This window comes from Sporolactobacillus nakayamae, assembly GCF_900113325.1.
GTDB classification, from domain to species: domain Bacteria; phylum Bacillota; class Bacilli; order Bacillales; family Sporolactobacillaceae; genus Sporolactobacillus; species Sporolactobacillus nakayamae.
In genome coordinates, this window is sequence record NZ_FOOY01000041.1 from 1 (window position 1) to 12,903 (window position 12,903).

General features: G+C 43.5%; 10 protein-coding genes. 6 read left to right on the forward strand and 4 right to left on the reverse strand.

Features of this window, described 5'->3' with window-relative positions; translation table 11 throughout:
• Positions 1 to 357: 357 nt before the first annotated feature.
• The 4 genes from pflA to BM003_RS17090 form a co-directional block, all read right to left on the reverse strand.
• On the reverse strand, positions 358 to 1,119 hold the full coding sequence (pflA, locus tag BM003_RS17075) for a pyruvate formate-lyase-activating protein (protein ID WP_093674828.1): 762 nt from the start codon (positions 1,117 to 1,119) through the stop codon (positions 358 to 360).
• 45 nt (positions 1,120 to 1,164) lie between these two features.
• Positions 1,165 to 3,420, reverse strand: a complete 2,256-nt coding sequence (gene pflB, locus BM003_RS17080) for a formate C-acetyltransferase (RefSeq protein WP_093674829.1) — start codon at positions 3,418 to 3,420, stop codon at positions 1,165 to 1,167.
• A 186-nt stretch (positions 3,421 to 3,606) separates the two neighbouring features.
• Positions 3,607 to 4,437, reverse strand: a complete 831-nt coding sequence (locus BM003_RS17085) for a Cof-type HAD-IIB family hydrolase (protein ID WP_093674830.1) — start codon at positions 4,435 to 4,437, stop codon at positions 3,607 to 3,609.
• A 36-nt stretch (positions 4,438 to 4,473) separates the two neighbouring features.
• Positions 4,474 to 5,268, reverse strand: coding sequence for a DeoR/GlpR family DNA-binding transcription regulator (locus BM003_RS17090; protein ID WP_342742026.1), 795 nt, complete (start codon positions 5,266 to 5,268; stop codon positions 4,474 to 4,476).
• Between the two features lie 326 nt (positions 5,269 to 5,594).
• On the opposite strand from BM003_RS17090, the gene BM003_RS17095 reads away from it, so the two are divergent.
• From BM003_RS17095 to BM003_RS17120, 6 genes are all read left to right on the forward strand, one after another.
• Positions 5,595 to 8,447 (forward strand): sigma 54-interacting transcriptional regulator, encoded by a 2,853-nt coding sequence (locus tag BM003_RS17095; RefSeq protein ID WP_177184858.1) that lies wholly within the window; start codon positions 5,595 to 5,597, stop codon positions 8,445 to 8,447.
• 282 nt (positions 8,448 to 8,729) lie between these two features.
• Positions 8,730 to 9,227, forward strand: coding sequence for a PTS sugar transporter subunit IIB (locus BM003_RS17100; protein WP_093674832.1), 498 nt, complete (start codon positions 8,730 to 8,732; stop codon positions 9,225 to 9,227).
• 187 nt (positions 9,228 to 9,414) lie between these two features.
• Positions 9,415 to 10,386 carry a PTS sugar transporter subunit IIB gene (locus tag BM003_RS17105; protein WP_093674833.1) on the forward strand — a complete coding sequence of 324 codons (972 nt, stop codon included), beginning with the start codon at positions 9,415 to 9,417 and terminating at the stop codon, positions 10,384 to 10,386.
• 35 nt (positions 10,387 to 10,421) lie between these two features.
• A complete protein-coding gene (locus BM003_RS17110) occupies positions 10,422 to 11,228 on the forward strand; it encodes a PTS mannose/fructose/sorbose transporter subunit IIC (protein WP_093674834.1) in 807 nt (268 codons plus the stop codon).
• An 18-nt stretch (positions 11,229 to 11,246) separates the two neighbouring features.
• Positions 11,247 to 12,158 carry a PTS system mannose/fructose/sorbose family transporter subunit IID gene (locus tag BM003_RS17115; protein WP_093674835.1) on the forward strand — a complete coding sequence of 304 codons (912 nt, stop codon included), beginning with the start codon at positions 11,247 to 11,249 and terminating at the stop codon, positions 12,156 to 12,158.
• A gap of 184 nt (positions 12,159 to 12,342) precedes the next feature.
• A complete protein-coding gene (locus tag BM003_RS17120; RefSeq protein ID WP_093674836.1) occupies positions 12,343 to 12,726 on the forward strand; it encodes a DUF956 family protein in 384 nt (127 codons plus the stop codon).
• The last annotated feature ends 177 nt before the right edge of the window (positions 12,727 to 12,903 follow it).

Below are 12,903 nucleotides of genomic sequence, written 5' to 3' on the forward strand. Positions count from 1 at the left end.
TGTGGGAAATGCCTTCCCTCTTGTCGGGAACCCTTGTAAGACCTCCCCGGGTAAGAACGACCGCTTTCCTTCCATGTGGCTGCTGCATATACTATTTGAGATTCGGGCAGTATTGGACTTCACCTTGTTACGCAGGCTTATCCGTCTCTATTCAGCCTTAGTATGCAGTTCTTGTTCATCAGCCCAGAAGTTTGCCTCCGGCTTCCTTCAGATTCCACCTCACGATGGACACCCTTGCCTTTGGCTAACAGTTCCTACTGCCAAGCCTGTAGCGGACTTTCACCGCCTAGCTGTCGTCCATGCCGGGCGCACATAGAAAAAGCGCTTCGCAGAATTTCCTGCGAAGCGCTTTTTTTTTTATTGCGGGATTGTGACGATTGGTTCTCTAATATTTTGCTGGATCAATTGGGCGGCACGTTTCACTTCTGCATCCGTTGGCGATTCAATGCCTTTGAGCGGATAGTCAAGTCCCATGGCTTCCCATTTGTAGACGCCCATTTGATGATAGGGCAGTATTTCGACGCGCTCCACATTATTCAGCGTGTTGATGAAGGCGCCGAGTGCACTCAAGTCTTCTTCAGAATCGGTAACTGTAGGTACAAGCACATGTCTGATCCAGACCGGGATTTGTTTTTTTGATAACACGTTGGCAAATGCCAGTATGTGTTCATTTGGTTGACCGGTCAGCCATTTGTGCCGTTCCGAGTTAATTTCCTTAATGTCTAAAAGTACCAGATCGGTGTACTTCGCCAATTCATCAAACTGCTTGTGAAAGAAGGGAGCATCGACATAACAGCATCCGGATGTGTCGAGCGCCGTATGAACTCCGATTGATTTGCACGCCTTGAATAGCTCGATGAGAAAAGGCATTTGAAGCAACGCTTCGCCACCGCTGACTGTAATTCCGCCGCCTGACGATTGGATAAACGGCAAGTAGTCTTTCAGCTCATGGATAATCTCATCGACGCTGATTTGCTTGCCCGTACCGATTGCTCGAGTGTCAACGTTGTGACAGTATTTGCATCGGAGCGGGCAGCCTTGAGTGAAGACGACAAATCGAATGCCAGGTCCATCAACTGTTCCGAACGATTCAATGGAATGAATATTGCCAAGGACCATTGACGATTCCCTCCTTTCCTAACCAGACATCCATTTTGGATTGATTCAAATTGATTTGTGGAAGGTCCGATGAACGACTTCCAACTGTTGCTCACGAGTCAGTTTGATAAAGTTGACGGCATATCCGGAAACACGGATGGTCAGCTGCGGATACTTTTCAGGATGATCCATCGCATCAATCAGCGTCTCACGGTTGAACACATTGATATTAATATGATGACCCCCTTTAACCGCATAACCGTCAAGCATCGCATCCAAATTTGTACTACGAACGCTGTCATCTTTGCCAAGCGCTTGTGGGACAATGGAGAATGTATTGGAAATACCATCTAAAGAATAGCGATAAGGCAGTTTAGCAACTGACGACAGGGAAGCAAGTGCTCCTTTGCTGTCCCGTCCATGCATTGGGTTCGCTCCTGGCGCAAATGCTTCGCCATGAAGTCGGCCGTCTGGGGTGCTGCCGGTCTTTTTGCCGTAAACGACATTCGATGTGATGGTCAAAATGGACAAAGTAGGTACAGAATCACGATAAGTGCTGACTTTTCTTAGTTTGCCCATGAACCGTTCAACGAGATCTACCGCAATAGAATCTACGCGATCATCATTGTTCCCATATTTAGGAAAATCACCATCGATAGTGAAGCCGACTGCGATGCCGTCTTCATCGCGCTGAACATGGACTTTCGCGTATTTGATGGCGCTTAGTGAATCGGCGGCAACGCTAAGTCCGGCAATTCCCGTTGCCATCGTGCGCAGAATATGCGTGTCATGAAGGGCCATTTCACTGCGCTCATAGGAATATTTATCGTGCATAAAGTGGATGACGTTGAGCGTATTGATGTAAAGATCGGACAGCCAATCCATCATCCGGTCGAATTTCACCATAACTTCATCGTAGTCCAGAATATCGCTTGTAATTGGCGAAAGAGCCGGAGCTACTTGAACCTTCTTGACTTCATCCACACCGCCATTGATCGCGTAAAGCAGTGTTTTAGCGAGGTTGGCACGTGCGCCGAAGAATTGCATCTGTTTTCCGATCCGCATTGCGGATACGCAGCAAGCAATGCCGTAATCGTCTCCATATTGAACGCGCATCAGGTCATCATTTTCGTATTGAATCGCGCTCGTTTTAATGGAGATCTTCGCGCAATATTCTTTGAATGCTTTCGGCAGCTGTTTCGACCAAAGTACGGTTAGGTTCGGCTCCGGAGCTGGTCCGAGATTTTCCAGAGTATGCAAGAAGCGGAACGAGTTCTTTGTGACGAGGGTGCGTCCGTCAACAGACATGCCGCCGATAGATTCGGTTACCCAAGTCGGATCTCCACTGAATAATTCATTGTAATCTGGTGTACGTGCGAACTTAACAAGACGAAGCTTCATGATGAAGTGATCAACCAATTCCTGAACTTCTTCTTCAGTAAGCACATGGTTCGCAAGGTCACGCTCAATATAAATATCAAGGAACGATGATGTTCTGCCGAGGCTCATAGCGGCACCATTTTGTTCTTTAACTGCAGCCAAATAACCGAAGTACAGCCATTGGAACGCTTCGCGGGCATTTGTTGCCGGTTTGGAAATATCGAAGCCATAGCTTGCGGCCATTTTTTTAATATCTTGCAGCGCATTAATTTGTTCAGATAATTCTTCACGCAGGCGAATGACTTCTTCACTCATTGTACTGCTTGTGTTTTGTTTATCGATTTTCTTTTGCTCAATCAGAAAATCGATGCCGTACAAGGCAACACGGCGATAGTCTCCGATAATTCGTCCGCGTCCGTATGCGTCCGGAAGTCCGGTAATAATGCCGACGTGGCGTGCTAATTTCATTTCATCGGTGTAGGCATCAAAGACGCCTTGGTTATGTGTTTTTCTATATTCTGTGAAGAAATGGTTTACTTTATCATCTAATTTGTATCCATAGGATTCGCATGCCTGCTTTGCCATTCGGATTCCTCCAAAAGGCATCAGCGCACGTTTGAAAGGCGCGTCGGTTTGCACACCGACTATTTTCTCTAGTTGTTTATTCAAGTAACCCGGCTGATGAGAGGTAACGGTTGAAATGATCTCGGTGTCCATGTCGAGAACACCGCCGTTCTTCCGTTCTTGATCGGAAAGGTCCATTACTTGTTTCCAAAGAAGTTCCGTATTTTTTGTTGGTCCGGCAAGGAATGATTCGTCGTTCGTATATCCATGTATATTTTTCATGATGAAATCGCGAACGTTAATTTCATTACTCCAAATTCCGTCAACAAATCCATCCCAAGCAGATCCATACTTACTTCCTTCTACTACTGCTTCCATGTCGTTCATCTCCTCATTTAAATGGTCGACTAATTGAACAAAGTATTCTTGAGCACACGTTAATTATATAATAACATGTGTAAACGCTTACACCTAAGTTGTGACCTTTTTGTTAACATTAATCAATGGAACTATGATTTTGTCACAGGAAATGAAAAAAGAAGAACTCGCTTAATGAGCGGGCATTTAGTTGACTTTCAGTACGCCCAATCGTTCCAAAGCTGCTTTAATGCCATCCTGATCATTAGATAAAGTCACAAAATCTGCCGCACCCTTGACTTGTGTCGGGGCGTTGTCCATCGCGACACCAATTCCAGCAAATCGAAGCATCGCGACGTCATTGAAGTTGTCGCCAAATGCGAGTGTGTCCTTCTGGTCAATGTGATAGCGATCCATGATTTCCCGCAATGCACGTGCCTTGCTCACGTTCCTGGCCATGATTTCCAAATAAGTAGGTTTTGATTTGTAAAATTCAGCATCTAGGTTTAACTTGCCCAAAGTTTCCTGAAGTTGATCAATATCCGCCGGATCTCCCATGCAGAGTAGTTTATGAATAGGCGGTAATTCATCGAAAGTTTGATCGTGAAAGGCACAGGCATAGGCTGGTGTTCGGGCAATCGCTTGTTCTTGAGCGATCCAGGGATCAATACGTTCCGGGACAAGCCAGCGGTCGAAGCTGTATGCTGAAAAACTGATTTTAGGAAAACACTTGCATATTTTCTGATAAACAAATTGTGCGGTTAGCGGGTTCATTGTGGTCGACAACAAGACCTTATTATCGGAAAAGACATTGTGCGTATCGACGATGAGCGCGCCGCTATAACAAATAATCGGATCCGATGAACCGAGTTGCTGTTGCAAAGGGATAATCCCACTCGGCATCCGCGCCGATACCAGGATGAAGGGAATAGATTGCTCTGCACATCCTTTGATTGCTTGAATCGTTTTTTCCGTGATGACATGATTTGAATTGATTAATGTACCATCGATGTCACTGAAAATCAAGTGAATGGGCATAGTTTTACATCTCCTTTTAGTTGCTTCCATTAACGATTAATTGGCAAGGATGAGTTGGATGCCGTGTGTCTCCATTAATGTATGGATTGGTTGAGGCAGAGTGCGATCTGTAATCAGCACATCCACGGTATCCCAATCAAAGGCTTTGAACCTGCTTCGGTTATCAAACTTCTTGTGATCGGCAAGGATAATTGTGCATTCGGAGCGTTCAGCTGCAAGCCTGCTGATCCATGCATCTTCTTCATCCTCATAGTAAATACCATCTTCCGCTATTGCTGCTGTACCGAGAAAAACACCGTCAAATTGAATTTGCTCAATCTGCCGCGCACTTTCCATAGAAAAGAAAAAACGATTTTCATGGTTCAATTTCCCGCCAAGTAAATGGACGGTTGCATTCTGTTGTTGAGACAACAATTCTGCAACGTCGAGTGATTGCGTAAAGACGCTGACCTGTGCATCTATTTGCCTTGCCATGCAGGAAATGGTGGTTGACGCATTTAGAAAATAACAGCCATCTGTATTTAAATAGGAAACTGCTTTTTTACCAATGCGCATTTTTTCTTCAGAATACGTTTGCAGCCGGTCACGATACGCTAGGATCTTGTTGCCTAAATCCGGAAGGGCAATGCCTCCATGTGTCCGAGTTGCAGCTCCTTGGTTCACAAGCTTAACAATATCGCGACGGGCCGTATCTCGTGAGATCGTGTAACGTTGGCAAATGTCAGCAACGGACATCGTACGCGCTTTTTGCAAATAGTCTAGAATAGCGACAAGCCGTTCTTCTTGGTAAATGATGCGCCACCTCTTTCTATTTGGAGGAATTCGTTTTATTTTCTTACGCCAGTAATTAGTTCATTTGTGCGCAACCTAGATTTTCATATCGTTTGTCAGTCTTGCAATTTTAATGAGTCACGATGGTGATAGTAAGTCCCAAATAACATTTAAGAATTATCTTATATAAGCAATTATAAGTAACTAATAAAAAATGTCAAGTAATTATAAGCATTGCGGTTCGCTTATGCGATGGTGATTAACTCGATGCGTGCAGGCAATCGGATGTCAAAATAAATCCTGAATTTTAGGTGATGAATTCGCTTACTTTTTCAACCTGTGATACACTGTCGATACACAATAGAGTTAAAAAAGGAGGGATTATAATGACACGTCGTGAAAAAGTTTTAACCTATCTGGAAAAATGCGCGCTTAGCATGGATCAAGGTATTACAACGAGCGAACTATCCGAAGCGATCGGTGTGCTTCGTCCGAATGTGAGCAATGTGTTAAATCAGCTTGTCAGAGAGGGAAAAGTAAAGAAGACAAATGGCCGACCCGTTCACTATTTCATGAATAGTGAAGAAGGGGAACGTGGATTTATGCTGGAGCAGAAACCCAACATTGGGTTCGCGGGAGATGCTCGTATCCGTAATCAAAGCATTAAAATGAAGTCGACTGCAAAGAAGAACAAAGTGGATGTTTTTGATAACATGATTGGCAGTCGCGACAGTCTAAAGAATCAAGTCGAGCAGGCCAAAGCGGCATTGCTTTATCCGCCGCATGGACTGAACACACTGATCATTGGTCCGACAGGATCCGGTAAGACGTATTTTGCTAATAAAATGTACCATTTTGCATTGGATAGGGAGATCATTTCCAAAAAGGGATTTACCACATTCAATTGTGCGGATTACGCACACAATCCGCAGTTATTGATGTCGCATCTGTTTGGCTACGTCAAAGGGGCTTTTACCGGTGCTAACGCTGATAAAGATGGCCTGATTCAGGAAGCTGATGGCGGCATGCTTTTTCTTGATGAAGTCCATCGTCTGCCGCCTGAGGGACAAGAAATGATTTTTTATTTTATGGATCATGGAACATACAGCCGCTTAGGTGAAACTGCCAAAGTGCATCATGCAGACGTCAGACTGGTTTACGCAACGACTGAAGACCCGAAAAGTTCATTGCTGCAGACTTTTGTCCGTCGTATCCCGATCATCATTCAACTGACCGATTTTAACCAAAGAAGTGCACGTGAAAAGTTGCAGTTATTAGAACAATTATTAACGCTTGAAGCGAATCGGATCCATAAAAATATTCGTTTAAGTGAAGATGTTGTCCAAGCTTTGCTGGGAAGTGTCACATACGGAAATGTTGGGCAGTTAAAATCGAATATTCAATTAGTATGTGCCCAAGGTTTTTTGAATAGCATGCGTAATAAAAATGAAATAACCCTGATTTTTAGCCAGCTGCCGCCTAATATCAAAGATGGACTTTCCAACTTGGCGAACAATCGGCAAGAATTGGGGAACCTGAGTCGATTGCTCGAACCCACGATGGTGATCAAGCCTGATGCTGAGCGTGGTCTGCCCGATAGTGACAGTTATGAACTGCCATATAATCTGTATGAAATCATTGGTGATAAAGCTGCGCTGCTGAAAGATGAAGGATTGGATCAAGCAGCGATCAATAACTTCATTATGACCGATATCAATCTGCATTTAAAATCTTTTTATCGTCAAGGGAAGTTGGAAAGAAACGTCAGCAGTTTGAATGAGATCGTTGATCAAGAGATTATTGATTTAACAAAACGGATCCAACTGCTGCTTCAGGAAAGAGAGAGTTATCCGGTCCGAGATAACTTCATTTATGCGATGAGCCTGCACATCAGTTCTTTTATTAAACGCGTCCAGTCAGGAAAACCGTTACGCACTATTCCGGCTGATTTGATTTCAATGGTCCATGATTATCCAGCTGAACTCAAGATTGCTGAACATGTTAAAGACTTGATCGAGGATCATTATCATTTTCCTATTCCTGAATCTGAAGTTTATTACATGGCGATCCTTTTTGTATCTTTAAAATCAGAACCTAAAACCGGGAAAGTTGGAATCGTTGTAGCAGCCCATGGCAACAGTACCGCATCCTCAATGGTTCACGTTGTTTCGCAATTGCTGTCCGTAGATAATATTGCTGCCTACGATATGCCGCTTGAAATGAGTCCTAAAGTCGCGTTGGATGGTATTGCCGAGCAAGTTAAAAAAATTGATCAGGGCAACGGGGTTTTACTATTGGTCGATATGGGATCTCTTAACACATTTAGCAGTAAACTGACCGAGAAAACGAATGTTCATGTCAAAACGATTGATATGGTGACTACAGCGATGGTACTCGAAGCAGCCCGTAAAACAGCGCTGATCGATAGTGATCTTAAAACAGTATATCGGGAATTGCGTCAATTTGACGGCTATGCACAAACGATTGAAAAGGTTCATAGAAAAAAGAATTATGTTCAGACAATATCAAATCAAAGAGAGAAGGCGATTATTGCAATTTGTTCAACTGGCGAGGGAACAGCTCGACGAATTAAGGATCTGCTGGATAAGATATTAGTCGACAATTTGATTGACGATATCAGAGTGATCACAGTCTCAGTCGTGACTATGAACGAACAAATTGCCAAGATCCAGCAAAACTATCAAATCGTGGCCACGACCGGCGTTGTGAAACCTGAAGTTGCTGCTCCATTTGTTTCATTAGAAAATTTATTGCAGGGCGGTGGAGAGAGTTTTATTGGTTTGGTTGAAAAAATAAATAATCATACAGCACATGAAGCAGAGGATCTGGAACATTCGGATTTATTAACGGAAGAAATGAGTCAGAACTATTTGGGGCAGTACTTCACATTCATTAATCCCGCTAAAATTGTAAAAGTATTGTGGAATTATTGCGATTTTATTCAGCATCGCAGCAAGTCTAAAATGTCAAATGCATTCAAAATTAGTTTGATCATGCATATTGCTGGAGCGATTGAGCGTTATTTGACCCGCTCAGAAATGAGTGTTGATGAACAGAAACGATCGAATGTCAGAACAGAGAAATTGTATCCGATTGTTAAACAGGCGAATGAGGTTCTGCATGAAACACTTAATATTAATCTTTCAGATTCGGAAGTGTATTATATTGTCGCCTTATTTAAGACAGAAAAAGAAAAAAACGATACACAAAACAATTGATACACATTTTATTTGTATCAATTGTTTTTCTTAATAGTGAAGAAAGGCTGTTATACCGGGCATTGAATGCGATACACAAAAAGTGGCATGTAAATTGCTTATCATGTGGTGTAGTATTCTTTGAATACTTTTGACCTTTTTCATGGCTTGAAACTCAAATCATGAATGTGTGACAGAGTAATCAGAAACTACGAATGCATGAATGTGCGTGGATGATCTGCTCGGAAAAGGTAGAGGTATGATTAGTTGTTTTAGTCGCACAAACAATGGTGGTGGATGTTCATGACGATGGATGTGCGTTTATTACGTATTGACAGTCGCTTGCTGCATGGTCAAGTGACAACGAATTGGGCGAAAGCCATCAATGTTAATCGCATCTTAGTTGTGTCCGATCGTGTGGCGAACGATCAGACACGCAAGACCTTAATCGTGCAGGCTGCACCTCCTGGAATCAGAGCAAATGTCATCACGGTGGAGAAAATGATAAGAATCTATCATGATCCGCGTTTCGACATTTTAAAACCGATGATTCTGGTTGAGGACCCTGTTGATGCAAGACGTATTGTCGAAGGCGGCATAACGATTGATTCGGTTAATATTGGGGCGATCAGTTTTGATACGACGCGGGTCATGGTTACCGATGCGATCGCTGTTAATGTAGCTGATGTGGAAGCTTTCAAGTGGTTTCATGACCACGGTATTAAGCTTGATGTCCGCAAAGTTTCCAGTGATAGTTCAAAAAATCTTTGGAAATCACTTTCCGAAAAAGGTTTGGTGTAGATCGATTGATTTCTAAACGTTCTGCTCTACTTTACCGTGCATCCCCATAAACATGAAGGGGGTGAGAAGGTTTCGGCACAGCGAATCGATCCGGTAGGTTGCTTTAATTATTTTGAAAGCGATAACATAACCGGGTGCTTTAGTCATTTGCTAAAGTAAAACTATTGATAATAGGAGGTATGAACCAATGGTAGGTATTATCCTAGCAAGCCACGGCAATTTCGCCGAGGGCATTTTCCAATCCGGATCCATGATTTTTGGAGCGCAGGAGAATGTCAAAACGGTTACCTTAATGCCCAACGAAGGTCCCAATGACGTTAAGGCGAAAATGAATAAAGCGATTGCATCCTTCGATGATCCAGAAGAAGTTCTGTTCTTAGTCGATCTTTGGGGTGGAACTCCTTTTAATCAAATCAACAGCTTATTTGAAGCGCACAAAGACAAATGGGCAATCGTTGCGGGTATGAACTTACCGATGGTGATCGAAGCGTATGCTTCACGTTTATCAATGAACACAGCACGTGAAATTGCCGCGCATATTTCGGTCACAGCTAAAGAAGGGGTCAAAATAAGACCTGAAGAATTAGAGACGGAGAAAGCAGCTGCTGCAGCTCCCGCTCAAAAATTAAACACAGGTGCCCCTGGCAAATTTAAATACGTGTTAGCGCGTATTGACTCTCGTTTGCTACACGGTCAAATAGCGACCGCTTGGACAAAGGCGACACAGCCGACACGGATTATCGTTGTGTCTGACACAGTAGCCAAGGATGACCTGCGTAAGAAATTGATCCAACAAGCTGCTCCGCCAGGCGTTAAAGCACATGTTATTCCTGTTGATCAAATGATCAAGCTTGCAAACGATGATCAGCACTTCGGCGGTCAACGCGCATTACTTCTTTTCGAAAATCCACAGGATGCGTTTAGAGCAGTTAAAGGCGGCGTTCCATTGGATACAATCAACGTTGGTTCTATGGCACATTCACCAGGTAAAGTTCAACCGAACAAGGTGCTCGCCTTTAGCCAAGATGATATTGATACTTTTGTTAAGTTAAAAAAAGATGGTATAAAGTTCGATGTACGTAAAGTTCCAAATGATTCAAAAGGTGACATGGACGAAATTATCAAGAAAGCTCAAGATGAGTTAAACAGATTAAGATAATCTAAATGATCAGGAGAAACGGAGGAACGATAATCATGGATTTAAACATTATTCAAATTGTATTAGTCATTATCGTCGCATTTCTAGCTGGTATGGAAGGAATCTTGGATGAATTTCATTTCCACCAACCCGTAATCGCTTGTACGTTAATCGGTCTCGTTACAGGAAACTTAGTACCATGTCTGATCTTAGGCGGTACGTTACAAATGATTGCTCTCGGTTGGGCAAATATCGGTGCCGCTGTAGCGCCTGACGCTGCACTCGCATCCATTGCATCCGCAATTATTTTAGTTCTTGGCGGGCAGGGCAGTGCCGGTGTATCTTCTGCAATCGCGATTGCCGTTCCGCTTGCCGTTGCAGGTTTATTATTAACCATCATCTGCCGTACAATTGCGACCGCTTTTGTACATTTTATGGATGCCGCAGCTAAAGAAGGCAACTTCAAAAAAGTTGAACTATGGCACATCATCGCGATCTGCATGCAAGGGGTACGTATTGCCATCCCTGCTGCATTGATCTTAGCGATCGGTGCCGGTCCGGTGAGAGGCTTGCTTGCATCAATGCCGCTTTGGCTGACAGACGGTTTGGCAATCGGCGGGGGCATGGTCGTAGCCGTTGGTTATGCCATGGTTATTAACATGATGGCTACAAAAGAAGTATGGCCATTCTTCGCCATTGGTTTCGTACTTGCAACGGTGACACAAATCACATTGATCGGCCTTGGTGCGATCGGTGTTGCGCTTGCACTTATCTATCTGGCCCTTTCCAAACAAGGCGGCTCAGGTAATGGCGGCAACTCAAACACCGGTGATCCACTAGGCGATATTATTGATAATTACTAAGAAGGAGGCTGACAAAAAATGGCACAAGAATTGAAATTATCCAAAAAAGATCGAATTTCTGTTTGGTGGCGTTCAACGTTCCTTCAAGGTTCATGGAACTATGAACGTATGCAAAACGGTGGTTGGGCCTATTCAATGATTCCCGCAATCAAAAAATTATACAAATCTAAGGACGCTCGTTCGGCTGCACTAAAACGTCACCTAGAGTTCTTTAATACGCACCCTTATGTAGCTTCACCGATTATTGGTGTCACTTTAGCGCTTGAAGAAGAACGCGCGAATGGGGCTCCGGTTGACGATGTAGCCATTCAAGGGGTTAAAGTCGGTATGATGGGTCCGCTCGCAGGTATCGGTGATCCGGTTTTCTGGTTCACGGTTAAACCAATCCTTGGCGCGTTAGCCGCTTCTCTTGCGATGACCGGTAACATTCTTGGACCAATTATTTATTTCGTTGCATGGAATATTATTCGTATGGCATTCATGTGGTATACACAAGAATTCGGTTACAAAGCCGGCTCTAAAATTACCGAAGACTTGTCCGGTGGATTACTTCAGGACATTACTAAAGGCGCATCAATACTTGGTATGTTCATCCTTGGCTCATTAGTTAACCGCTGGGTATCGATAAAATTCACACCCGTTGTATCTTCAGTTAAACTCGACAAAGGTGCTTATATTGATTGGAGCAATTTGCCGTCCGGAGCGGAGGGGATTAAATCAGCGTTGGAACAGCAAGCCTCCGGTCTTTCATTGGCAGCACAAAAAGTAACGACGTTACAAAACAACTTGGATAGCTTAATTCCCGGTTTAGCTGCATTGGCGTTAACCCTTCTTTGCATGTGGCTGCTTAAGAAGAAAGTTTCTCCAATCATTATTATTCTTGGCTTATTCGTGATTGGTGTCGTTTTCCACTTAATCCACTTGATGTAAGTGTAAAGAACTTGCCTGGGCGTTTTTTGATTTAATTCTAGCCTGGGCATTTTTGTACACTAAAGAAGTGTCTTGACTATGGGACCGGCTTGCTCGTTTTTTCTGATGCAATTTTGTGGTGAAGCTTAATCGATGGAAGACAAGTATAATGAGAAAATGAACGAAGGGAAGTGAAGCAAAGAAAATGGTTGAATCACTAAACACAAAAGTCGATTTTGTAAGCAATGCCACTTCTTACGGGGGACTAACCGATTACGGCAAAATTATGATCGGAGACAATGCCTTTGAGTTTTATAACGACCGAAATGCGCAGAAATACATCCGCATTCCCTGGGAAGAAGTGGATTATGTCGTTGCTTCCGTGATGTTTAAGGGGAAGTGGATCCCCCGCTATGCACTACGAACGAAGAAAAACGGAACGTACACGTTTTCTTCAAAGCATCCGAAAAAAGTTTTACGTGAGATACGCAAATACGTTAAGCCGGAACGAATGGTTCGGTCACTGACGTTCTTTCAAGTTGTTAAACGTGCTCTCAAAAACATTTTCGGTCGAAAAAGCAGTAATTAAGCATCCTGTACTTTTATATATTTAGAAGCGTATGGTTTGTTGATTTCCACCTGAACGAACAGTCGTTGGGCAAACGGCTGTTTTTTTTTACGTGCGCCCGGCATGGACGACAGCTAGGCGGTGAAAGTCCGCTACAGGCTTGGCAGTAGGAACTGTTAGCCAAAGGCAAGGGTGTCC

Coding starts and splice junctions, on each gene's coding strand:
- pflA (WP_093674828.1), bottom strand. CDS start 1,119: ATGGTCCTTGGCAATATTCATTCCATTGAATCGTTCGGAACAGTTGAT.
- pflB (WP_093674829.1), bottom strand. CDS start 3,420: ATGGAAGCAGTAGTAGAAGGAAGTAAGTATGGATCTGCTTGGGATGGA.
- BM003_RS17085 (WP_093674830.1), bottom strand. CDS start 4,437: ATGCCCATTCACTTGATTTTCAGTGACATCGATGGTACATTAATCAAT.
- BM003_RS17095 (WP_177184858.1), top strand. CDS start 5,595: ATGACACGTCGTGAAAAAGTTTTAACCTATCTGGAAAAATGCGCGCTT.
- BM003_RS17100 (WP_093674832.1), top strand. CDS start 8,730: ATGACGATGGATGTGCGTTTATTACGTATTGACAGTCGCTTGCTGCAT.
- BM003_RS17105 (WP_093674833.1), top strand. CDS start 9,415: ATGGTAGGTATTATCCTAGCAAGCCACGGCAATTTCGCCGAGGGCATT.
- BM003_RS17110 (WP_093674834.1), top strand. CDS start 10,422: ATGGATTTAAACATTATTCAAATTGTATTAGTCATTATCGTCGCATTT.
- BM003_RS17115 (WP_093674835.1), top strand. CDS start 11,247: ATGGCACAAGAATTGAAATTATCCAAAAAAGATCGAATTTCTGTTTGG.
- BM003_RS17120 (WP_093674836.1), top strand. CDS start 12,343: ATGGTTGAATCACTAAACACAAAAGTCGATTTTGTAAGCAATGCCACT.